We start from the raw sequence: 22,224 nt of genomic DNA, 5'->3' as shown, positions 1-22,224 counted from the left end.
AGGAAATTTCGAATGTGGTTGAGGTCTCGTTCGGAATGTTTCGACATCTTTTGATCTGTAACTGTGCGTTTTCTTGCGATGGCCTACTCAGGAAACACCTTTACCTGTCAGTCATGTCCTCTTCCGGCTGGAAGGGGGATACCGATCAGTTAAGCCATCACGCGATCCGTAGCAGCCGGACGCAGGCTTCGCCAGCTGCTACAGAAATTGCGTTACTCCGAAAACTGCTTCGCCTTGTTTATTGATTCCCGCGCTGCGCTCGAAGCCGGTCGGCGGCCTGGCGCAACAGCTGCTCTGTGCCGTCCCAGCCAAGGCAGCCATCCGTGACCGAGACGCCATAGCGCAGGGGTGGACTCAAGGGCTGGCAACCTTCGAACAAATGGCTCTCGATCATCATGCCGATCAGCGAACGGTCGCCTTGCAGGCGTTGTTCGAGCACGTCGTTGAACACCGCGGGTTGCCGTGCCGGGTCTTTGCCGCTATTGGCGTGGCTGCAGTCGACCATGATCCGCGCCGGGATCTTCAGTCGGGTCAAATCGCGATTCACTTGGGCGACGCTGTCACGGTCGTAGTTCGGTCCACGGTGTCCGCCGCGCAACACCAGGTGCGTATCGGGATTGCCCGGCGTCTGGATGATCGCAGGATGTCCCTGGCTGTCGACGCCGAAATGCCGATGGGGATGGGCAGCCGAGCGCATGGCGTCGCTGGCAACGGTCACGCCGCCATCGGTGCCGTTCTTGAACCCGACCGGCATGCCCAGGCCGCTGGCCATTTCCCGGTGGATCTGCGATTCGGTGGTACGGGCACCAATCGCCACCCAGCTCAGCAGGTCATCAAAGTAACCGGCGGCCATGGGTTGCAGCAGTTCGGTGGCAATCGGCAAGCCGAGGCGGAGCATTTCGCGCATCAGCTCGCGGGACAGCGTCAAGCCGCCGGCCATGTCATCGCTGCCATCCAGATGCGGATCGTAGGCCAGGCCTTTCCAGCCGACAGTGGTACGCGGTTTTTCGACGTAGGCGCGCATGACCAGCAGCATTTCATCACTGACGTTGGTGGCGAGTCGGGCAAGGTTGGCCGCGTATTCGAGGGCGGACTGCGGGTCATGAATTGAGCAAGGGCCGACGATCACCAGCAAACGGGCGTCTTCACCGTTGAGGATCGCACGGACGGCGTCACGGTGAGCGGCGACTTGCCGGGTCAGGGCGTTGTTGAGGGGCAGTTGCTGCTTGAGTTGCAATGAGCTGGGCAGACGCAGGGTCAGCGTTTCATTGGCAGGGCTCAAGGTGGACAGCGGCAGAGCAGAGACGGACGAGTTCATATCAAGGATTCCTGGGCTGGCGGCGGGTTCGTTCCCGCGCGCTCGGCCCTACTGGGGTGTTCGACAATTGGCCGGATTGGCTGCGTGTGTGTGCATGCCACCTGTGGGTGACCGATCGGAGGCGGCAGGCTGTCCCGAGCGGAGGCTGGTAAATCGCCAGGCGGTAAAACTGTCGTAACGGTAATAAGTGGCGTAGTTCATGTCGTGAATCCTCAAAGTGTCTGGTGTGTCGCAAAAATGTGCGGGGCTGAAAAAACAAAACCCCCGGTCGGGAGGCCGACCGGGGGTTTGGAAAACTCTGGCGGCGACCCGTTTAAAGTGGGCGCCGTGTGGGTATCAGGCGCGCCAGTGGCTAAACCAATACCCAAAATAAAAGCTGACCGGAGCGCAAACTTCATTCGCCCGCGCAGCCGCCACCGAGCGCAGGGCGCTGATAGTTGGAAGCTGTGAGAGGGCGTTGAGCATGGACTGTCTCCGATGGATGCGCCGAGCTTACTCGAGGCCGGTGCGCGGTTTCAATCAGAAAATGCTATCGATGGCCGACAGCGTTTTCTATCGCTTGAGCGCCGGCTGTTTTATGACACACTTTGGGTTTTGCCCACCCTTTAACGTCACAAGGACGAATCATGACGCCATTGACCATAGCCGCCGCTCAATCGATTTCCGTTGCGGGTGATCTTGCCGCCAACATTGTCCGGCATCAGCGTTTTATGCAGGTTGCCGCGGAACAGGGTGTTCAGTTGCTGGTCTTTCCAGAATTGTCGCTGACCGGGTATGAGCGGGGATTGGCAGCCGAATTGGCAATCACACCGGATGCCGAAGTGTTGCGGCCGTTGCGAGATTTCGCCCAGGTAGTCGGTGTGACGAGCGTCGTCGGAATGCCGATTCGGCTGTCGGACGGATCGCCGGTACTGATTGGCGCATTGGTGTTCGGCGCAGATGGTTCGCTCGGGGTTTACAGCAAGCAGCATCTGCACCCGGGCGAGGAAGTCGCGTTTGCCCCGGGCGCAGGTGGTTCGATGTTGACGATCGGTGCCGATGCCGTCGCGCTAGCGGTGTGTGCCGATTTTTCTCACGCCAGTCACGCAGCCGCAGCGGCGGAGCAGGGTGCCGACCTGTATGCCGCCGGTGTGCTGATCACGGAAAACGGCTATGCCCCGGACACTGCGCTTCTGCAAGGCTACGCTGGCACTCATTCAATGGCGGTGCTGATGGCCAACCACGGCGGAGTAACCGGAGGTTGGGAGTCAGCAGGGCGCAGTGCTATCTGGGCGTCAGATGGTTCGCTCATTGCCGCGGCGAACGGTACGGGGAATGTGATGGTAGTGGCTCGCCGCGAAGCGGGTGACTGGCGCGGGCATGTCGTCGACGTTGCGGTGGCTTGAATGGGTTTCCAATGGCGTCCGGCGACACCCCAGGATCTCGACTTCGCCCGGAAGCTGACCTGCGACAACATGCTGCGCTATTACATTCAGCACGACCTGCTTTGGCTGGATGAGGCGTTTGATATCGCGTGGGCGGGGCGGGAGAACCGCATGATTGTGCGCGATGATGCGCTGCTGGGTTTTGTCAGCTTGAGTCGCGATGCGAGCGCCTTGTACATCCGCGAGCTGCACATTGTCGAAGCGTTCCAGGGGCAGGGCGCGGGTTCCTGGGCGATCGATCAGGTATTCGCACTGGCGTGCAAGGAACGTCGCCAGGCGTTACGCCTGACCGTTTTTGAAAACAATCCGGCAAAAAATCTTTACGAGAGAAAAGGGCTGACGGTGGTCGGCAAAGACGAGTGTTTCCTGAAAATGCAGCGTGATGCCGGTGGGGTACATCGCTGAAACACGCTTGCAACAAGCCTTTCAAGACGAATTGATACTTTTTATATGACGCTTGCCGCTAGGTCTGCCAGTTGCTTTTTGCTAAGGTGTCCGGCAACCCAATAAGACCAAATCGCGAGGTGTCTGCTTGATTAGGGKGCTAGTAGTCGATGACCATGATCTCGTTCGTACAGGCATTACACGAATGCTGGCTGACATCGATGGCCTACAAGTAGTCGGCCAGGCTGAGTCAGGGGAAGAATCCCTGCTGAAAGCGCGTGAGCTGAAACCCGATGTGGTGTTGATGGACGTCAAGATGCCCGGGATCGGCGGTCTTGAAGCCACGCGCAAACTGTTGCGCAGTCACCCGGATATCAAAGTCGTCGCGGTTACCGTGTGTGAGGAGGATCCGTTTCCGACGCGATTGTTGCAGGCCGGTGCCGCAGGTTACCTGACCAAGGGCGCCGGGCTGCCGGAAATGGTTCAGGCCATTCGCCTGGTGTTTGCCGGGCAACGCTACATCAGCCCGCAGATTGCCCAGCAACTGGCGATCAAATCCTTCCAGCCGACCAACGATTCGCCCTTCGATGCGTTGTCCGAGCGCGAGATCCAGATCGCGCTGATGATTGTCGGCTGTCAGAAAGTACAGATTATTTCCGACAAACTTTGCCTGTCGCCCAAAACGGTCAACACTTACCGTTACCGCATTTTCGAGAAGCTTTCGATCAGCAGTGATGTCGAGCTGACGCTGTTGGCGGTTCGTCACGGCATGGTCGATGCCAGCCTCTGACAATGACTGAAGTCTTCGATCCCAGCGCTTTTCTGTCGACGGTCAGTGGGCGTCCCGGTGTGTATCGCATGTTCGATAGCGATGCGCGCCTGTTGTATGTCGGCAAAGCCAAGAACCTGAAAAATCGTCTGTCGAGCTACTTCCGCAAATCCGGCCTGTCGCCCAAGACGGCGGCGCTGGTGGCCCGCATCGCTCAAGTCGAAACCACCATCACCGCCAATGAAACCGAAGCCCTGCTGCTTGAGCAGACGCTGATCAAGGAATGGCGCCCGCCGTATAACATCCTGCTGCGCGATGACAAATCGTACCCCTACGTTTTTCTCTCGGATGGCCAGTTCCCTCGCTTGAGCATCCATCGCGGTGCGAAGAAGGCCAAGGGCAAGTATTTTGGCCCGTACCCGAGCGCCGGCGCGATTCGCGAAAGCCTGAGCCTTTTGYAAAAGACCTTTTTTGTCCGTCAATGCGAAGACAGCTATTACAAGAACCGCACGCGACCTTGCCTGCAATATCAGATCAAACGTTGCAAGGCACCGTGTGTGGGGTTGGTCGAGCCTGAGGTGTACGCCGAAGACGTTCGACACTCGGTGATGTTCCTTGAGGGGCGCAGCAATGCGCTGACGGACGAGTTGTCCGCGGGCATGGAGGCGGCGGCGATCAATCTTGAATTCGAGCGCGCCGCCGAGTTGCGCGACCAGATTTCATTGTTGCGTCGAGTCCAGGACCAGCAAAGCATGGAAGGTGGCACCGGCGATATCGATGTGATTGCCGCCTTCGTCAATCCGGGCGGTGCCTGCGTTCACTTGATCAGCGTGCGCGGCGGTCGGGTGCTGGGCAGCAAGAACTTCTTCCCGCAAACCGGCATCGACGAAGATGTGTCCGAAGTCATGGCGGCCTTTCTCGGCCAATACTTCATCACCAGCCCCGAGCGCGACTTGCCGAGCGAGCTGATAGTCAACGTCGTTCATGAAGATTTCCCGACGCTGATCGAGGCCATCGAAGCCCTGCGTGGTCGCGAGCTGACGATCAGTCATCGGGTACGCGGTACGCGAGCGCGCTGGCAGCAATTGGCGGTCACCAACGCCGAGCAGGCCTTGGGCGCGCGTCTGGCGAACCGTCAGCACGTCGCGGCACGTTTCGATGCGTTGGCAGAAGTGTTGAACCTGGACGAGCCGCCGCAGCGTCTGGAGTGCTACGACATCAGCCATTCCAGCGGCGAAGCCACTGTGGCGTCTTGCGTGGTGTTTGGCCCGGAAGGCCCGATCAAATCCGATTATCGCCGCTACAACATCGAAGGCGTGACGGCGGGGGATGACTACGCCGCAATGCATCAGGCCTTGACCCGCCGCTTCAGCAAGTTGAAGGACGGTGAGGGCAAGCTACCGGATATTCTGCTGGTGGACGGTGGCAAGGGTCAGCTGTCCATGGCGCGTGACGTACTCAATGAACTGGCGGTGCCCGACTTGATTCTGTTGGGCGTGGCCAAAGGGGCGACGCGAAAGGCCGGTTTCGAAACCTTGTACCTCAACGATGCTGCCCACGAGTTCACCTTGCGCGGCGATTCCCCTGCGCTACATTTGATTCAGCAAATACGCGACGAAGCTCACCGATTTGCGATTACCGGGCACCGCGCACGTCGTGGGAAAACCCGCCGCACGTCCACGCTTGAAGGTGTGGCCGGCGTGGGGCCGACACGGCGTCGCGATTTATTAAAACATTTTGGTGGATTGCAGGAGCTGTCTCGTGCCAGCATCGAGGAGATCGCCAAAGCACCCGGGATCAGTAAAAAGCTCGCAGAGTTGATTTATGCAAATCTGCACAGCGAGTAGAATGCCCAACTCACCTCGTAGCCAGTTGTGCCGATGAATATCCCTAATCTGATTACCGTTCTACGCGTCCTGCTCATCCCGATCTTCATTTTATTGTTCTACCTGCCTTACCACTGGAGCTACCTGGCGTCTGCCTCGGTCTTCGCATTTGCCGCCGCTACAGACTGGCTGGATGGTTATCTGGCCCGACGCCTGGAGCAAAGTACCCCGTTCGGGGCTTTCCTCGATCCCGTGGCGGACAAGCTGATGGTCGCCGTCGCGCTGGTCTTGCTGGTGCAAGAACACGGCAACCTGTGGCTCACGCTGCCGGCCGCTGTCATCATCGGTCGCGAAATTGTCGTTTCGGCATTGCGCGAATGGATGGCCGAACTCGGCGCCCGTGCTCATGTGGCGGTGTCGAACCTGGGCAAATGGAAAACCGCCGCGCAAATGCTCGCACTGGTCATCCTGCTGGCCAATCCGTCAGACTTTTCCTTCTGGGTCTTGATCGGTTATGCCTTGCTGCTGGTGTCTGCGGGCCTGACATTGTGGTCCATGGTCCAGTACTTGCGGGCTGCCTGGCCGCATCTGAAGACCGACGTTGAAAAGAAATAAAACTTTTTTGAATCAAGGGGTTGACGGGGCTTCTGGATTCTATAGAATGCGCCACACCAAGACGCGGGAATAGCTCAGTTGGTAGAGCACGACCTTGCCAAGGTCGGGGTCGCGAGTTCGAGTCTCGTTTCCCGCTCCAAGTTTGTACGCATTTGTTGTTGTGCTACTGACAGCAAATGTTTGAGGCCGAGTAGCAAAATGGTTATGCAGTGGATTGCAAATCCACCTACGCCGGTTCGATTCCGACCTCGGCCTCCACTATAAACAAGCTCCGTAGATCTATGATTTACGGAGCTTTTTTTATTTCCGCAGCCCTGCAAGATTTTGTCTTGAAAAGGTCATCTGCGAACTTGCTTCACCGGGGCGGGGTGTATATATTTCCCCCTCTGCTGCACAAGCGTCAGAACTGCCAGGTTGTCATCTGTCAGTTTTGAGACTGCTTCACCGCGCTACCGCCCGAATGGCGAAACTGGTAGACGCATRGGACTTAAAATCCCCCGCTCGTAAGGGCGTGCCGGTTCGATTCCGGCTTCGGGCACCATGAATATCAAGGGCTTACGTGATACACCTCACGTAAGCCCTTATTTCTTTGCTCCGCAAAAACCAACCTCCGCTCCGCAATTCGCTACCACAGGTCATTTTGTGGGCGTGACTTTCATCCCTTTGCGCATTCGAATGTATTGTTCCGTCATACCAACGGTGGTGTGCCCCAGTTGATCGCGTGCTGCTCGTATATTGCCTGTCGATTCCTCCTTGTCTGTCGCCGCCTTCGCCCGCAAGTCGCGCATCTGAAAGTCTGCTTTCGGAATGCCTGCCGCTTCCCGCGCATCATCAAATCGCTTCCTGAGCATGCTGGTCGTCATCGGCTGACCGTTTTCCAGTACGACAAGGCGAGTGGATCGAATCTTGTAGCCGGCTTTGCGCGCCATAATCCGGGCAATTACAACTTTCAGTTCACCCACTACCTCAATGCGTCGTTTCACGCCTGTTTTCCCTTGTTGCACCGAAAGCTGTCCATCACGAATATCCCGCTCGTCCATCTTTAACGTATCGGCAACCCGTTGTGCCGTGAGATAGAACAGATCCAGGGCATCTTTCAACGGTTGCTCTGCGTGCTGATAGACCTTTAATAGAAGGTCATCCTCGACGTAAATGTCTCGCCCGGTCTCTTTGTTCCCTTTTATTCCTGAACAAGGGTTTGCCAGGGCGGTGTAACCGCTTTGACGCGCGAAGTTCCAGATCGAGCTGAGCAGTGCCTTTTCACGATTTGCTCGGACAGGGGCAGTTTTTGAGCGGTACCGCAGGTACTGCCTGACATGCAGCGGTTCAATTGACTCGAGCGGGGCAGGTGGATCATTGAAGAAAACGAGTAACTGCTTCAACTCGCGCGCGTTGTCTCTTTGGGTTGCAGGCGCCTTCGTCGGGACGACTTCGCCCATATAGAGGTTTGCCACATATTCAAAGGTGAGCACTGTTTTCGCCAACTCAACCGAGACCCGGGATTTCTCCAACTTGGCGTATTCGAAAATAGCTAAGCCGTAATCAGACCCCAGTGGAATCTCTTTGCGTGGCTTTGATCCGGTGTCGTAGTAGTAATAAATAACGCCACTGCGCTGTTTGCGCGGTCTGAGGCGGGCGATGCTGCCCGGTTTTGATGGCTTGCGACCCATTTAGAGTGCTTTCCTTGGCTGCCAGGTGACGGGTGCCACCGTATGGCTCTGTTTGCTGTCGATCAGCGCGGCCGTGGTCACGCACGGCCATCCATTTCGTTTGATCGTGTGGCGGATGCCATTTTTGCTCAATACAGTCAATTGACCGGCTTTTGTCCGTGCCGCGGTCAGCTCACAGACCTGGTCGTGCGTTAAAAACTCAATGCTGCTCACAACTCGCCTCCTTGGCGAAACGTTCAACTGCTGACGCCTTGCGTGCCCTAGGCGCATGGTCGTGCTCTATTTGTCCTGCGTCAGGTAGTTTTGAATATCCAGCAGCGCACAGTGGTTGGTTTTTTTAACATGGTGTTGCTAGCAGTCTGTGAGGCGCGGACAGCGCTGTAGATGGCCTTGTTGCTTTCCAGCCACTTGTGACTGCGGCTGTTAACCAGAAGCGTGCGCAGCGTCTTAAGGTCAGCCAGGTTCTGCCGATGCTCACCGGCCTTTTCGGCAAACTCGTTCAAATTGATAGCGATAAGCTTCGAGTCAGTGCTGTGATTGACCTGCGGGCCTTCGCCCAGGCTTTCGAGGTACTCATAAACCTCCCAGAATTCAGCCACCAGAGGATGGTCAGCGCTGATTGCGGATTGCCGGTCCAAGGCCATGGCGGTGAGTTGCTGGTGAGTCGTGACCACCTGGTTCTCATCTAGCGGGCAGATCAGACACAGGCAATCGACTAAGGCCATCATCTGGCTGTGGTTTTTGATAATCCGCTCCACGCGGATTTCCTTGATCTGTCGCAGACGCCCCTCGTGCACCAGCACACGCTCGGAGAATTTCGACAAAATCTGCGGTTCAGCGCGAACCGCCAGCACGAGAAAGTGGCTCAACTGCTCAACCGGGATCACATTGAGGTTGTCCGCCGCCGCACGGCTCTCAGTAGTCACCTCAGGCCGGGCAAAGTGCGATTTGATAATTCGGGTCAAAATGGCTTCGGACGCGCTGACATCCGCGTTCTGGCTGATGGCAATAACGCCACGAAACGGCGGTTCATACGTTTCATTTCCGCTGGTCTTCATACCCTTGGTGCCGAGCGTGCCGCCGCCGAAGAAGTCTTTCAGCTCATCCCAGTCGAAGCTTTTTGCATGGGCTTTGTCTGGCTCATTCCGGTCGCCTTCGATCAGCACCACCGGCATGTTCGACACCTGGCCCATCGCTCGCTGCCGTCCGGCCCGGGTTGATTTCGAAGGGTCAAAGCCTTCGTGTTCCCGGCCCAGCAATTTCCAGAGAAAGGTCAGTAGCGTGGTTTTGCCGGCGCCGGCTTCGCCCGTGACTTCCAGAAACGGAAAGGATTTGTACTTGGCCCGAATCTGTTCGGCAAACAGTGAGCCGAACCAGAACGCCAATGCCACGATTCCCTTGGCGCCAAAGCACAGCCAGAGCATCGGCAGCCAGTCAGTCCGGTACTGCTTGTGATCCCGCTGAATATGCATCTTGATCGACTTCTGCAGCGTCTTCAGCCGCAGTTTCCCAAACTCGAAAAAGTCCTCCTTGTTCACCTCACACACCAGTCCGTTACGCATGGCCACATCACCAAACACGTATGCGCCGTATTCCTTGCTGTAGCCCACGTAATCAATCGTCTCGACAGTTTTCAATCCGTAGAGCTGGTCTTTGAGGATCTTGTCGAGCTGCTTCCCGCTGCCGGTGAACACCGCACCGGCGGCCATGCTCAGCAGGCGTTTCTTAAACTCACTGGCAGCAGCCACCTGGCCACCGGTGAAGGTGTTTTTGACGCTGCCGCCGTCATGAGGGAAGTCGATGCGGTAGTAGTACCAAGACTCATCGGTGACGTCGTTGCGCTGGAAGTACAAGGCCTGGGGGTAGCAGTTCGCAATCTCCACCACGCCGCCGCACTGGCGCAGTGCTTTGGCCCGGCGCTGCTTGTCGCTGAGCTGCTGGTCTTCATGGCGCTCGGACGTGTCCAGCGCCTGCATGGCCTTGTTGAATTTATCCAGGTCCATCTTGAACCAGTACAGGCGACTCTCGTACCCGAAGTGAAATTCATGGCTTTCACGCCATTCGTACATCAGCACGCCTTTTTCGGCAGCGCTTTCGGCGATCAGCAGCGCGCCGTAGTGGCGTGCGGTCCTGAGGTCCTGTTCAACTTGCTCGGCGCGCTGCTCGATGTCATCAATGAATTGCCAGCGCTGGTGCAGATCGTTCCAATCGATCTTTCGGTTATCGGGTTGCGGGATCTGCGCCGCTTCGCAGTCATAGCCCAGGGTGCGCGCGTCGCGGACCCAGCGCTTGGTGTAGCGATGCGCGCCGGGTTCGTTATCCAGCGCCCAAACCAGTTTGGGCAGCTTGCCGCCGCGCTGTCGAGAGAGCTCTTTGAGTGATGTTTCCGGAAACGCATTGGACGACATGGCCGACACAGCCGCGATGCCGTGATGGGCCAGGGCAGTCGCATCAAAGATGCCTTCGACAATCCACAGCTCTTTGACCTCCAGCAATTCAACACAGGGCGGGCACCACCAGGTACCTCGGTAACTTTCACCCGGTTGAAACCGGGCTTTCATGTTGCCGAAGCGATGCGGTCGGTCGATCAGCCGTTCCCAGTAACCGCCCTGATCAAGCGCAAAACGTACCGTCGCGCTGCCGGCGTTCAACTCGCCGGAGAAGTACGTCTCCTGGGTGAACCAGCCTTGAATCAACTCAAAGCGAAAGCCCCGGGCAAACTCCAGGTAGGCACGGGCGGTCGCGGAGGGGAACTGATCGGAGGAGGGAGCGCGCTTGCTCCAGTCGTCGAACAGGTCCTGATAGATTTCCTTCAAGTGCCAACGCTGCCCACATTTACTCTCGCGACCACAGATGATCAGCCAAGGGTTGGAGGCGCGGGTGTAAAGCTCCTTTTTGCCGCACGCGGGACATCGGCCACCGCGCAAATAATCGGTGCTGAGGCGTCTTTTCAGACCGTAGTCGTTGGCAAGGCGCTGCAATACTTCGGCGCGAAGCGAGTGTGATAGCTCCTTCAAGATCAGCACCTTCGGCCGAGGCTGAACGAGAGCGCGCCGATCAACCGCTTCTGCGCCGCCATCTTCGGGAAGGTCGCGATCAGTGCGTCATGCCGTAAATGTTCGGGTACCGCGTTAAAGCGCTCCTCATACCAGTGCGCATTGAACTGGTTGGCATAATCCGCGCGAAGCGTTTCAAGCAACATTCCCGCCTGTTCACGGGGCAGGGTGGTGAAGATGTTCACGTCGTTTTCCATGCTGCCTCACATTTTTGGCGCACCTCACCCATACCCATTGCGGCATAGGTTTGAGGCTTGTTGAACTGGGGGGTTACACGGTGTTTATCAGGCGGCTGCCTGAATCTCACTCCACGCCAAGTGCACCAGCGTTGTTGCAGTGTTGGTGGGCACTTCAAGGGCCACAATCAGATGGCGTACGCAGCTTTCAAAGAGCTGATCGGAGTCGGACAGGTACTGCGCCTGGTGACGCAACAGATACGCACGAGCGGCTTCCTGCATGCTGGTGCGGTAATCCTGAGAAGAATCTTGCGTGAGGGTCATGGTGCGGTCTCCGATCCTTGGTTTGGCAGCAATTCCAGCTGATCGCTGGCGTGTTTCATGGCTTCCCGACGCAACGCCGTGTCAGCCAGTGGGAGCTTGACGGTAGGGTTGGCCATACCGCTTGGGCTCATCTCATGAGTCATCTCGAATTCAGCGCGCACCGACCAGCCGCAGGCTTCATTGGTGCATTGCAAATAAGCGACGCGTAGAAAAATATGGGTCCCTTCGCTGGTGCGTATCCGCATTCGGGAGAGGCAATGAGGGCAAACCAATTTGTAAGTGCTCACTTAATGCATCCTTGCGCTGTGCTGACGACGTGGTAGAGCGTGTGCCTCATTAATCGATTGTGCCTTCCTTGATGCCCAGCAACACGGCAGCTCGATGTGCCTGCCCGCGGCGCCCCTTTTTTCGTCCATTCAACAAATCGCTGACCAAGTTGCTGTTTAGCGCGTGCTGACGAGAGAACTCAGCGAGGCTAATCCCTTTTCGATCAAGTGCTGCTCGGGCTTGCTCGGTGGTGAGAGGGGCGGGCATAGTGTCCATTCGTGGGCATCCGGGTTGATTTTTTCGCCATTATGCCCAAACATTTTGGCCTGTAAAGGGTGAAAGCTTGAATAGTTGTGCATCTAAAGAACACTTGGACGTTGCCGTAGGTGAGCGCCTGCGTGAAGAAAGGACGCGACTGGGGCTTAATCAAGAAGCCTTTGCGCAACTGGGAGGCATCACCCGCAATACCCAAGGCAGTTACGAAAAAGGCGAGCGAAACGCTGATTCTGTCTACCTCTCTGCCGTAGCCGCAGCCGGTGTTGACGTGCTGTACGTCTTGACTGGCGGGCGTTTGCTACGCGCTGTTGAAGGACTGGACGAGGCCGAACAGCGGCTGATCCAGCAATTCAGAACGCTGTCTGATTATGACCAAAAAGCTGTGCATCGCATTGTCGGCGCCATGTCCGAAGTCACCAGTCTTTCAAACGCCAAGAAATAACTCGTTGATATTTAAAACATTCGTTACGACGGATTTCATTTTGATTTTTCACACTCCTAAGTAACGTTGCGCCTGCAATCACTTAACGGAGTAGTGTGCATGTTGGATCAGGATGAAAAAGAGAACATTCGCAGAGATAACACCACTAGCGAAAATTCTGAGCTAACACAAGATGAGTGGAAACTTCTTACATGGTACAGAGAAGTGCCTGAGGCGGATCAGGGCTATATCCTGCATATCGCGCAGACGCTGGCGGCACTCTGACCGGTGTAGAACGATAACAAAGCCAGTTAACTAGTGTTTGACTGCACCCAGTACTCTTCAAAGAACCCGGCTATTCACCGGGTTTTTTTATGCGCGACTCATTTAATACTATTTGGCGACTTTCATGCCCGCCCTCACAGGTCGTGGCGTAACGGCTTTTACCACATCATCAATCACCGCCTTTCCCATAGCCGTCAAATAGTGCGCGGCCCACGAAAACCGGTCAGTTTCTCTGTCAAAAGCCGCGTCTTTTGTAAGCGCTTTGGCCAGGAACAGCAGATCGGATGCCATGGCCAAAGCTGCGTCGACAGGAACGCCAGCGCTGACGTGGAACAGTGCGTTGTCTTTGCAATAGATGCAGGGGGTGAAGCCGATGGTTTTAGCTTCTGATGACTCGGTCATTTGCCACCTCCATTCATGAAGCAAGGGAGGCTGAGTGAGGGGGTATTACGCAGCTTGGTGCGGTGAGAGGAAAGGCTGAGCGTGTACGGATTTACTGTGTGCATGTGTCTAACTCCTTGACATGAGGAGCTGCCACTTTCGTTCCAAGCGAATGGGTGGCAGCTGAACGCAGGTTGGAAACCGGGAGTCAAGGAAACCGGCACGCCCGAAGACGTCCCACGCACAGCCGCCATAACACATCATTGCAGGCATAAAAAATGCCCTTGATAGTTATAGGGGTGCTGTTGCGTGACTTGTCGGGTTTCCAAGCCCGGTCGCTGAATGTGCAGCGACGTTTGGAGAGTAGCCCGACAAAGACAAGCTCAACAAGGTGGTGACAGGCTCAAAAGCACAGCAAGCGCACCTCCTTACGCAACTCTCGGATTTTGCCTACAACTTCGACATGAAGCCACCCAATACTCTGAAAATAATACTGGCAGGAGTGGAAAAGTGAGCCTGGTGGAGTCGGCGGTGACGCCCCACAAATCGAGTACCGCGACGAAGATGACCTGTTTATCGGACATATCGTGGGCATCAAGAGCATCGTTGGCTCCCATTGCGAGTCAGTCGCCGCGTTCACGAAGCCTTTACTCAGACGGTCGCGGATTGCCTGGAGACGAGCACCAAGCCCGGGCGCACCCTATTACTGGAACAAAAATATAGACGCTACCCCACAGCCTACGAATCACACCTCGTCCACCCATGCACCGAGATATGGAAGCACTGGCCCAAGCCCGACACATATGACCCAGATCCAAACGACAGGCGAAAAAAAACCGCCTTTGCGGGGCGGTTCTTTCGTAAGCCTCAGTTTGCGGCTGAGGCTTAGCTCGTCTCACGGACAGTACTGGCGTATATCCATGCTATTAATTCTACCCCACCCTTGCAACGCTTTTTGCCTTCCGCGACTGGCTGGGTAATTGCGCAGACTTGCCCACCCATTTGTATTTGGCGCAACTCCATAGCACATTGACACTTATCAGGTATCAGGCTGCCACATAAAACTAATATGCATCATGGTTTGCCAATAATTTTCTCAGCGGCCTTTACTTGCTTATCAAGAAGCGAGGCGTAACAAACAACGAAAGAGTCAAGCATTTCATCAGAGTTAACCCTTACAAAACCTTGATCATTTGTAATGGTTGTATCCTTTACTGTCAGATCGATTGGCACAACAACATCCATGCCACCTTTTTTTAGGTTGTAACCGATAGAGATAGACTTTTCAGAAGTCAATGTCTCAACAAAATCCATAACTTCCAAATTTTCAAATACCGAAAAAACGGAAATCTTAAAGTTGTTTTCTCCCTTAACGTTTTTCCCTTTGAATCTGGCCGTTGAAATATCGTTAGTTTTTGCGAAAATAAAATACGGTTCTTCTATTTTTATTTTCGTATCAAGCTTGGCAGGTCCGGCCTTTAAAACTAAAGCGAGACTGTCTTTTATGAAATACACCCCAATGAACCCACTAATAACGTAGTCACTACCCTGATGATAGGCGTGGTCTTTGTATGTTGCGACATACTCTAGCATGCATCCATCGAGTTCTCCCTGGGTACTTTTCGGTTTGAATGCGACACTATATGTCCCCTCAATGCCATTACTAGATAGCGCATAAGTAAAGGCACTTGTCATCATTGCAAATATAGATATTGAAAGCGTTAGTAATATCTTCATCATCGAAAGCCCCTTGCGCCATTAGAAATACTTATATATTAAATTAACATGTCTGAAACAACCTAAATCACTTCACCTAACCAAACATAAAGGTGTTTTGATAGTGTTAACGTGTACGCTTGGCGTAAAGTTCTGACTGCACCGCATCGATAGCGTCAAAATAATCTTTTAGCGGATTTTCTTTACAATATTTCTCTATATAAGCCATTACCCCGGCCATATCTGTATTGCCTTTGATGTTTATAGTGTTGTTAAGGTATCTGTTTACACCAGTGAAGTAACCATAGGTATATGATTGATAATTGTTCCAGTCAATCCAGTTCTGCTCATTGTTTCCTTTGTTTACTGCATCCATAAATTTCCCACAGCTTTGCGCTCCTTGCGCGAGATAGGAATAATTTCCTTTGATATCTGCTGCACTAGCGGCGCCCACAAGGAAAAATATTCCAATAAAAGTAGATAACTGCTTAATCATGACCACTCCATTAACTATATGGCTCGTTAACCGGCACTGAAGCAGTGCACATGGTTTCTTTAAGATGTAACCGCTATTTTGGAGCATGCCATGTCGCGTTTGTTGCGGCAATGGCGTGTCCTATAACGCTCCCTGTCGTCCTGTACCTCCTAGTCAAGCTTAGAGGTGGGCAATGCGAACGCGACATTACTCAGGAAGAAATGCAACATAGATGACGCCAAGGCCAGTTGCCCACTAGAGTTGAAACCAGCATCAGTGATCCTGTCCATTTGCTATCACCGTGTCGTCTTCTACTTCTGTCCGATTTCTGACTGACGCCACCGTCAGCTTTGGGTCGGCTGCAGTCCTTGATGACAGTCAGCAATCGGCCCAGGTTGTGGGGGACGTTCATCTGTTGATCGCTCGAGCGCTATCAGAACCGCGAGCGCCATGTGAATGAATTCCTTATTTCTGCTGATTTGCGTCGGGTTTCACTTTTCCCTCCATTGCATTGAGGATGGTGCCAGCGGTTTTTAAGGTAGATCCCGTTTACGATCCAAAGGATCGGGTTAAAGCTGATCACAGTCGCGAACAAAAAAACCCACTTGTTATATCGCAGGATTCCCCAACAGATCAGCGCGTTAAAAACCAAGACGGCGACCATAACGGCCGGCGCCCGATAAAACTGTCCAATGATTAGCAACGACCCAAAAAGCAGGCCCAGCTGCGCCCAGGTTTCCCACCAAAAAAACCCCGTTTGTTTTCCCATCGGTTCCGCGCGGCGATCCTGCAGGTGATCAGGTGCCAGGTCGCGGCGGCCAAGTTCGGCCTCGAGCTGGGTCCGCGAATAGGCATCGAGTTCGCGATCCTGCAGGGCGAGGAGTTCGGCGGTCGTCGCGTAGGCGTAGTGATGTTCAGTTGACATAAATCCCCCTTGGGAGCAGTGGCGCACCGGTAGGTCGATTCGTCGAATAGCGGGGCGGGCCGTGCAGATCTTTAGGATCAGCTTATAGTCGGAGGGGGGGGCAGCCTTTCCTTTGGCGACAGCACTTTTTCATTTCATGACAATCCATGACCGTTGATCTGGGATTGCAGATAGCGCTGCTTGAGTCAGTTTTTTAGTGGGTCTCATGCCCCTCCCCGATGTACCGATATGTCGCCAATGGTGTAATTCGCGGATGGGGTTTGAGCATTCGAATTCCTGAGGGTCAGCTTTGGGTTCAGGTCGAGAGCAAGCGGGTGGTCAAGTGGAGCGCAATTTCGCAACTGGCGCCGTTGGACGGCTTGCACGCACATTTTTTGATGAGGGCTGTTCGATCAACTGTACCGCGATGCGGCAACACTGCCCGAAGCGCAACGCACACGATTCATATCTAAACGGAGGGCGAAAAAAAACCGCCTTTGCGGGGCGGTTCTTTTGTAAGCCTCAGTTTGCGGCTGGAGCTTAGCGCATCTCATGGGAGACATTGGCGTGGAGGCAATAGTATTAACCTTTGCTCATCCTTGCAATGTATTTTGCCAATTCCGATTGACGGCATTTGAAGGTGCAGAAAGTGGCTGCTCGGCGTTGAATTCTGATCGATAGACTCTGACAGAAATAACGTTTTACAAAATCAAGCCTATCCATCGCTTTGATGCCCAAAAGATCGCCCATTTCCGACTGCCGCGTTTGGAGTTCTAGGTTAATATGCCGTCGCTCGCACGCCAGTGCAGCGATGAGGTTTGGCCGGTGACATAACAGTTTCGTCCCCTCTGACACGGTTTTGCACCCGTGCCGGAATGATGGCTCGGAGGGAACTCAACCGGCCGCCTCGTGGGAGTCATTGGCGTGTCTTCCCGAAGGCACGCGTGATCCGGTAAGTGCGCTGGAGGTTTGGCCCCCAACCTGGAGGCCAAAACGTATGAAGCTTTTATTGCGTACGTTGAGCCTCGTATGGAAATCGTTTCAAGCGTTTCGCTTTTACGAATTCCTGCGAGACCACTTTAACGACCTGAAGTAACGGTCGTTGATGTGGGGAAAAGCCCGCTTCAGTTTCGGCTGAGGCGGGTTTTTTTTTGCCATCAATAAACTGTCATAAGTAGGACTTTTCTCTGAGCCTCTCTCTGCTGTTCGTAAGGCATTTCCTCAGCATCTGTAAGTGAGGTCCGAGAATCATGAATATACTGGTAATGCATACAGAGTTGGCCTTGGGAAGCGACTCGATGAAAACCTCAATCACAAGCACGGCATGCGCCGCGCAAAAGAATTTATCGCACTGGCAAGCCCTGCTTGCTGACAAAGCCGCGCTACTCGCCCAGCCTGGATCGCATCACAAGGCATTGCTGACCTGCGCTTATGCGTTGCGCGAAAATAAAGTAATTGATAGCGATGACCTCTGCGATCTGTTTGAGCTGGCAGACGAGGCGCTGGCCTTCGCGGTGGAATCAATGCACTGCATTGATAACGAAGATTTACATAGAGGCTTGAAGATGACAATGCCAACAACAAGTTTTCCATAGATTCAAGATTACTAACCGTCAGTCCGGCCCGCAACGGGGCAGAGAGATGCATGCACTTTGCTGGTTGGCATTGTACGGGCCGAATGTACGACTCTTTAGCTAGTTCGATCGTTTTTCTTAGTTGGGCTATAACTCTACATATGCCAAATCAACTTTCCCAGGGTAACTAAATTTATTAATTTCATCGTAGCAATTACTGCTGGTGATATAGATATAATCCAGCAGAAGATACCTCTCTTTGTCATCCAGAATTTTCGGTGTGATGATACTCATTGCAGTGCAGTGTAATGATCGGCTTGTGAATGCATACAGGAAATGGTAGTGGTCTTTCATTTTGACCATTTTCGCTTTGTCATACCATTTCCAGTGCGATATACCAAGTTTTTTTAATTTCGACAGCTCTGCTTCGGAGTGCGAATTATTTAGTTCTTCAAGATGCTCATTTAAAATTGATATGCGCTTCTCATGCTCAGGAATAATTTTAGTTTCTATTATGTGGGCTTGGTAACTATAGCCATTTACCTTGGCTGATTCTCCGTATATAGAGAAAGCGTTGCGAGCTTTCTCGTCCACTCTAGCGCCTTGGTTGGACAGGTACTCTCGCGCCTGATTAAGCTCTTCTTCAGATGCGCTAGTTTTGTTCATTAGTTCGGTRTATGGCCCGAAATCAATTTTATCCTCCTCTGCGAGCTCTTTGAAAAGTTTTATCTCGCCGATATTTTTTTCAATCACTTGCTGTTGGCTTTTTAGTTGCTCGCCAAGTAAATGGTGATAAAACACCAGCCCATAATCTGCATCTTCGTTGAAGAGCTTTAGCCATATGACATTTTCAAATAAATTGCGTGCGAGCGCTACTAGTTCAGTGTCGCTTTCTAATTTGGATTCGCTATATATGTCGCGAAATTTTTCAAGTGTTCCCTCTTGAGCTTTTAATGCCCAGCAGATAGCGGAGTTTCGGAAGTTTCTTTCTGTCTTTGACAACCAGAATAATTGACCTCGCACGCCAGCTAGCGCTATTTCATTTTTTAACTTGATGTTTTCATGTATTTCTTTTCGAATCTTATTCAGGTCGAACATGCATATTCTCTTTAATTGGAGTAAGGTTGAGTATAAAATCAAGTGCTATTAATTAGCGCATTCCTAAATTTGTGATGGCGCGTTGGTTACTGTCTCGTCGTATCAATATGCCCATATGCCCCGCCTCATGTTTCACTCCTTGATAGGCTGAGTGCTCCGTTAGCAATCGCGAAATCCGGCGAGGAGGAAAGTGACATGAGGCAAAGTGACATTACTGACTAACGAAACTATTGTCTACGGTTCTCTCGGTGCCTAAATCCTGGTGCTGATCCCGTCAGGGCTGACTTGAGGCCCGCACCTAGTTTCAAAACTTCCAAAGCACGGAGTGACACTAATGGAGGTTTTCCGTTTGCTGTCGACTGGCCCGGCAAAACGATCAAAAAATGATTCAGCTACGAAAGCTACAAGGCGATCCTAGCCGGTTAAGTGGTGCGTGAATGTTCCGCCGGGTTAGAAAGAAGCTCATCTTTCAGTGGCATCTGTCTACATTCCGAGCTCAATAGTCAACCTTGATCAACCCCCGCCCAACCCACTCCGCCACCTGCGTAACAACGGCATTTCCGGCACCAAAAGCCTCCGCAAGGTTGGCCGCATCCAGTCCGAGGCAAACCCCATCATCTTCAGACGCTCGCTGCCGCTCAGCCATCTGATCCCATCCGTTCGCGTGAGCGACGAAAGTGGTACAGCCCAGAGAGATTTGGGAGCCGGCTTTGCTGGCCAATAGAGTATTGGCAGCCCAGGCATCCGCGGGCCGTGGCCACTGGATCGATTGAGACGCTGGAGGTATTGCGTCCACTGGCGCGGCGTCAGCCAGGAACTCGAAGGGGGGCATTTGTCGATAACCGGCGACCAGGAATACGCGACGACGTTGCTGGGGGACTCCGAAATATTGAGCATTAAGCACTCGCCAAAATCCCACATACCCGCAGTCCGCAAGGGCCCGGATGACTGTTTCAAAGTCTTGGCTATCGTTGACAGCGAGCAGGTTAACGACGTTCTCAAGGACCACCCAGCGAGGTTGAGTTTCTTTGAGGATTCGTATGACTTCCCAGAACAGGCCGCTGCGTTCGCCGCGTAGTCCGCGGTGGTCTCGGTTGCTTTCTCGGGCTCCGGCGACGCTGATGTCCTGGCAGGGGAAGCCGGCGGTGATGACGTCGACAGGGGACAGGTTGTGGGCGCCGCATTGGCGCACGTCTTCAAATTGGCGTGCATGGGGAAATCGATCGGCAAGCACAGCCCGGTTGACCGGGTTGAGTTCAACTTGCCAGGCGCTGCGGTAACCGGCGTTTTCAAATCCGACATCAAAACCTCCTATGCCTGCGAACAGGCTTCCAATGGTGGGATGCTGCATTCATGAACTCGTTGTTCTGGATGCTCGCGGCACGCTTGGGGGAGGCTCTGGGCCTTCAAGTGGTTGAGTGTCCGGCAACGCGGGCACTTGATCTGTAACTCAATGAAGCCGCTGGCGGCGGCGAGTTTGCGGCAGCAGTGGCCGCAACGGATGTCCTGCATGAAGTCGTCCTTGAAAGGGAATTTGTCCTTGGTCATAACCAGCCGGGCTCATGGTTTTTATTGCTGCATTCGCCTCCACTCTCGATCCACCGCCCGCTTCGCGGCTTTCTCAGTGGCGTACAACCAGCGCAACCGCTTCGGCTTGCGCTGGTCCCCAGCCGTCACGGTCTTTTCCTTCCCGGTCTTCTTTTCGCGGTAGTGGGCAATGAGCCCGGTAAAGTCACCGTTGTTCACTTCGACCAGATCCTCAACGGTGTCGTCCGGCAGTTTGCTCTCCAGCTCCAGGCTGACGGTGTAGCCGTTGTCCGCGCTGAGGGTGTGCTGCACGTTGCCGCCGTACCAGATGATTTCGTCGATCTCATCCTTCACACCCTGGAGCGTGTAAGTCAGTTCGGGAATCAGGTCGGGTCGTCCACGGGCCAGCGTGTAGCTGAGCGTGGCACTGCCGCGTTGCAGGCGGTTGAATTCGGCCCGGGCTGCGCGCAGGGCGGACTGGTAGTCGCTGTAGGTGTGGCGCAGGACTTTGAGGTTTTCTCCGCCACCGGCAATAGCCTCCTGTTTCTTGGCGCTGTTGACGTCGTAGAAGTAGGCGCGCACACCGTCGTAGCGGTCGCGGTCGGCTTGCAGGTAGCGGTGCTGGTCACCGTCGGCACGGGTGAGGGTGATATGGGGCAGTTCGGCTCCGCTGGCGGTCTTGCCGCCGCCCGCAGGCAGGCACAGCAAGCGGCCGGCCTTGATGGTGACCACGGCGTCGAACTCTTCGCCGATACGGCTGATCAGGTTGGCGTCGGACTCGTTGGCCTGGTCGAGCTGCAGGATGGATAAGCCTTCAAGGGGGCCGCGATGGTCGCGCTCAAGCCGTTGCTCAGGGCAATGTTGCTCAGCACTTTGCCGAGGGTGGTGTTGCTCCAACTGCGTTCGCGTTTGGTCTTCAGGCTTTTACGAAAGTTCGCTGATCGAGCGCGGATGTTCAGTACGTCCGGGGCGCCGTGGTGTTCGGTTTCATCGACGGTGTAGGTGCCTTTGTCCACAAGGCCGGTATCGCTCCAGCCGAGCCAGAGTCGAATGATTGCGCCTTTGGGCGGAATCGCCAGCAGGCCATCGTGGTCGCTGAGACTCAGGGTCAGCTGGTCGGCCTCGATCCCACGATTGTCCATCAGATCGAGGCTTATGAGTCGAGGGATGATCGCGGGGGCAATGTCTTTGCCATCGACGGTGATACGGATCGCCGGGACTGGATAAGCGGCGTCGCGCCGATAGCGTTCGGCGGCGTCGTTGAGGAAGCCGGTCACCCGTGAGAGCGCAGCGTCGATCACAGCAAACGCCTCATGATGCTGACGCCCACGCTGGTTCCCGCACCGATCAGGTCAATGCGGTCGTCGTCGATGCGCTTCAGGTTGAGGCTGAATTCGATCCGGCGCGGTGTGCCATCGCGAAAAAATACCGTCTTGGTTTCATTCAAATTTTCGATCACCCACAGGCCGTAGATACGGCCGCTGCCTTCCACCATGGGCCAGGCTTTACCGGTGTTGGCCATCAGGCGGAGGGTATCCAGGCTGAGGGTGCTGCCCGCCAGCTCGGGCAGGATGATGCCGGGGAGGGTGATGGCGTCGTCACCACGCCCGACAAATTGCCGTGCTGGGGCTGCGCCGATGCGCGGGTTGCTGACGTGGCGCCATTCGGTCTGGCGTTGCAATGCCTGGTAAGCCGCGGTGGAAAGGCTGAAGACGAACATACCCAAGGCAAGCATCAT

At 54.5% G+C, this 22,224-nt stretch carries 24 protein-coding genes, 3 tRNA genes and 1 pseudogene; 11 read left to right on the top strand and 17 right to left on the bottom strand.

Annotated elements, in window-relative coordinates; translation table 11 throughout:
- Positions 1 to 238 precede the first annotated feature (238 nt).
- Positions 239 to 1,318: a 3-deoxy-7-phosphoheptulonate synthase gene (locus AC1DWM_RS16680; RefSeq protein ID WP_477795706.1), complete on the bottom strand. Its 1,080-nt coding sequence runs from the start codon at positions 1,316 to 1,318 to the stop codon at positions 239 to 241.
- Positions 1,319 to 1,944: 626 nt separating this feature from the next.
- Here AC1DWM_RS16680 and AC1DWM_RS16675 point away from each other — a divergent pair.
- From AC1DWM_RS16675 to AC1DWM_RS16640, 8 genes are all read left to right on the top strand, one after another.
- Entirely contained in the window at positions 1,945 to 2,703 is a 759-nt protein-coding gene (locus AC1DWM_RS16675; RefSeq protein ID WP_223513233.1) for a carbon-nitrogen hydrolase family protein, read from the top strand.
- On the top strand, positions 2,704 to 3,147 hold the full coding sequence (locus AC1DWM_RS16670; RefSeq protein ID WP_223513234.1) for a GNAT family N-acetyltransferase: 444 nt from the start codon (positions 2,704 to 2,706) through the stop codon (positions 3,145 to 3,147). It begins immediately after the preceding gene.
- A gap of 127 nt (positions 3,148 to 3,274) precedes the next feature.
- On the top strand, positions 3,275 to 3,916 hold the full coding sequence (gacA, locus tag AC1DWM_RS16665) for a response regulator transcription factor GacA (protein WP_477758847.1): 642 nt from the start codon (positions 3,275 to 3,277) through the stop codon (positions 3,914 to 3,916).
- A gap of 2 nt (positions 3,917 to 3,918) precedes the next feature.
- Positions 3,919 to 5,742, top strand: coding sequence for an excinuclease ABC subunit UvrC (gene uvrC / locus AC1DWM_RS16660; RefSeq protein ID WP_477795705.1), 1,824 nt, complete (start codon positions 3,919 to 3,921; stop codon positions 5,740 to 5,742).
- A gap of 33 nt (positions 5,743 to 5,775) precedes the next feature.
- Positions 5,776 to 6,336, top strand: coding sequence for a CDP-diacylglycerol--glycerol-3-phosphate 3-phosphatidyltransferase (pgsA, locus tag AC1DWM_RS16655; RefSeq protein ID WP_223513238.1), 561 nt, complete (start codon positions 5,776 to 5,778; stop codon positions 6,334 to 6,336).
- A 63-nt stretch (positions 6,337 to 6,399) separates the two neighbouring features.
- Positions 6,400 to 6,475: transfer RNA gene (locus tag AC1DWM_RS16650), tRNA-Gly, on the top strand.
- Between the two features lie 45 nt (positions 6,476 to 6,520).
- Positions 6,521 to 6,594: transfer RNA gene (locus AC1DWM_RS16645), tRNA-Cys, on the top strand.
- 196 nt (positions 6,595 to 6,790) lie between these two features.
- Positions 6,791 to 6,877: transfer RNA gene (locus tag AC1DWM_RS16640), tRNA-Leu, on the top strand.
- Between the two features lie 94 nt (positions 6,878 to 6,971).
- Here the strand turns inward: AC1DWM_RS16640 and AC1DWM_RS16635 are convergent.
- The 7 genes from AC1DWM_RS16635 to AC1DWM_RS16605 form a co-directional block, all read right to left on the bottom strand.
- The gene (locus tag AC1DWM_RS16635) at positions 6,972 to 8,006 is read right to left on the bottom strand and encodes a site-specific integrase (protein WP_477795704.1); all 1,035 of its coding nucleotides are present in this window, start codon (positions 8,004 to 8,006) and stop codon (positions 6,972 to 6,974) included.
- Complete coding sequence (locus tag AC1DWM_RS16630) at positions 8,007 to 8,219, bottom strand: DUF4224 domain-containing protein (RefSeq protein WP_477795703.1); 213 nt, start codon at positions 8,217 to 8,219, stop codon at positions 8,007 to 8,009. It abuts the gene before it with no gap.
- An 80-nt stretch (positions 8,220 to 8,299) separates the two neighbouring features.
- Positions 8,300 to 11,023, bottom strand: a complete 2,724-nt coding sequence (locus tag AC1DWM_RS16625) for a toprim domain-containing protein (protein WP_477795702.1) — start codon at positions 11,021 to 11,023, stop codon at positions 8,300 to 8,302.
- Between the two features lie 2 nt (positions 11,024 to 11,025).
- Positions 11,026 to 11,259 carry a hypothetical protein gene (locus AC1DWM_RS16620; RefSeq protein WP_477795701.1) on the bottom strand — a complete coding sequence of 78 codons (234 nt, stop codon included), beginning with the start codon at positions 11,257 to 11,259 and terminating at the stop codon, positions 11,026 to 11,028.
- Positions 11,260 to 11,346: 87 nt separating this feature from the next.
- On the bottom strand, positions 11,347 to 11,562 hold the full coding sequence (locus tag AC1DWM_RS16615) for a hypothetical protein (protein ID WP_477795700.1): 216 nt from the start codon (positions 11,560 to 11,562) through the stop codon (positions 11,347 to 11,349).
- Complete coding sequence (locus AC1DWM_RS16610; RefSeq protein WP_258667924.1) at positions 11,559 to 11,849, bottom strand: Ogr/Delta-like zinc finger protein; 291 nt, start codon at positions 11,847 to 11,849, stop codon at positions 11,559 to 11,561. Before AC1DWM_RS16610 ends, AC1DWM_RS16615 begins: the two co-directional genes overlap by 4 nt.
- Before the next feature lie 49 nt (positions 11,850 to 11,898).
- On the bottom strand, positions 11,899 to 12,096 hold the full coding sequence (locus tag AC1DWM_RS16605) for a DNA-binding protein (protein ID WP_258668307.1): 198 nt from the start codon (positions 12,094 to 12,096) through the stop codon (positions 11,899 to 11,901).
- Between the two features lie 76 nt (positions 12,097 to 12,172).
- Here AC1DWM_RS16605 and AC1DWM_RS16600 point away from each other — a divergent pair, with 76 nt between their 5' ends.
- Both AC1DWM_RS16600 and AC1DWM_RS16595 read left to right on the top strand, forming a co-directional pair.
- On the top strand, positions 12,173 to 12,547 hold the full coding sequence (locus AC1DWM_RS16600; RefSeq protein ID WP_477795699.1) for a helix-turn-helix domain-containing protein: 375 nt from the start codon (positions 12,173 to 12,175) through the stop codon (positions 12,545 to 12,547).
- Positions 12,548 to 12,646: 99 nt separating this feature from the next.
- Positions 12,647 to 12,811 carry a hypothetical protein gene (locus AC1DWM_RS16595; RefSeq protein ID WP_258667926.1) on the top strand — a complete coding sequence of 55 codons (165 nt, stop codon included), beginning with the start codon at positions 12,647 to 12,649 and terminating at the stop codon, positions 12,809 to 12,811.
- A 108-nt stretch (positions 12,812 to 12,919) separates the two neighbouring features.
- Here the strand turns inward: AC1DWM_RS16595 and AC1DWM_RS16590 are convergent, their stop codons facing one another.
- The 4 genes from AC1DWM_RS16590 to AC1DWM_RS16575 form a co-directional block, all read right to left on the bottom strand.
- On the bottom strand, positions 12,920 to 13,213 hold the full coding sequence (locus AC1DWM_RS16590) for a DUF3077 domain-containing protein (RefSeq protein WP_477795698.1): 294 nt from the start codon (positions 13,211 to 13,213) through the stop codon (positions 12,920 to 12,922).
- A 1,053-nt stretch (positions 13,214 to 14,266) separates the two neighbouring features.
- Positions 14,267 to 14,932: a hypothetical protein gene (locus AC1DWM_RS16585; protein WP_477795697.1), complete on the bottom strand. Its 666-nt coding sequence runs from the start codon at positions 14,930 to 14,932 to the stop codon at positions 14,267 to 14,269.
- Positions 14,933 to 15,035: 103 nt separating this feature from the next.
- The gene (locus AC1DWM_RS16580) at positions 15,036 to 15,404 is read right to left on the bottom strand and encodes a hypothetical protein (RefSeq protein ID WP_477795696.1); all 369 of its coding nucleotides are present in this window, start codon (positions 15,402 to 15,404) and stop codon (positions 15,036 to 15,038) included.
- A 412-nt stretch (positions 15,405 to 15,816) separates the two neighbouring features.
- Positions 15,817 to 16,308 (bottom strand): hypothetical protein, encoded by a 492-nt coding sequence (locus AC1DWM_RS16575; protein ID WP_477795695.1) that lies wholly within the window; start codon positions 16,306 to 16,308, stop codon positions 15,817 to 15,819.
- 1,229 nt (positions 16,309 to 17,537) lie between these two features.
- Here AC1DWM_RS16575 and AC1DWM_RS16570 point away from each other — a divergent pair.
- Complete coding sequence (locus tag AC1DWM_RS16570; protein WP_477795694.1) at positions 17,538 to 17,882, top strand: hypothetical protein; 345 nt, start codon at positions 17,538 to 17,540, stop codon at positions 17,880 to 17,882.
- A 126-nt stretch (positions 17,883 to 18,008) separates the two neighbouring features.
- On the opposite strand, the gene AC1DWM_RS16565 is transcribed toward AC1DWM_RS16570, so the two are convergent.
- The 5 genes and pseudogenes from AC1DWM_RS16565 to AC1DWM_RS16545 form a co-directional block, all read right to left on the bottom strand.
- Positions 18,009 to 18,959 carry a hypothetical protein gene (locus tag AC1DWM_RS16565; protein WP_477795693.1) on the bottom strand — a complete coding sequence of 317 codons (951 nt, stop codon included), beginning with the start codon at positions 18,957 to 18,959 and terminating at the stop codon, positions 18,009 to 18,011.
- A gap of 496 nt (positions 18,960 to 19,455) precedes the next feature.
- Positions 19,456 to 20,310, bottom strand: coding sequence for a DNA cytosine methyltransferase (locus tag AC1DWM_RS16560; RefSeq protein WP_477795692.1), 855 nt, complete (start codon positions 20,308 to 20,310; stop codon positions 19,456 to 19,458).
- Positions 20,271 to 20,471 carry a Com family DNA-binding transcriptional regulator gene (locus AC1DWM_RS16555; protein ID WP_477795724.1) on the bottom strand — a complete coding sequence of 67 codons (201 nt, stop codon included), beginning with the start codon at positions 20,469 to 20,471 and terminating at the stop codon, positions 20,271 to 20,273. The genes AC1DWM_RS16560 and AC1DWM_RS16555 overlap by 40 nt, the downstream gene beginning before the upstream one ends.
- A gap of 57 nt (positions 20,472 to 20,528) precedes the next feature.
- Positions 20,529 to 21,787, bottom strand: a pseudogene (locus tag AC1DWM_RS16550) (phage late control D family protein).
- Positions 21,784 to 22,224 (bottom strand): phage tail protein, encoded by a 441-nt coding sequence (locus AC1DWM_RS16545; protein ID WP_477795691.1) that lies wholly within the window; start codon positions 22,222 to 22,224, stop codon positions 21,784 to 21,786. Before AC1DWM_RS16545 ends, AC1DWM_RS16550 begins: the two are co-directional and overlap by 4 nt.

It is taken from the genome of Pseudomonas sp. P4_C8 (assembly GCF_056401975.1).
Note: the sequence above shows the minus strand (reverse complement) of the source record. Positions and strands in the feature narration are given on the sequence as shown.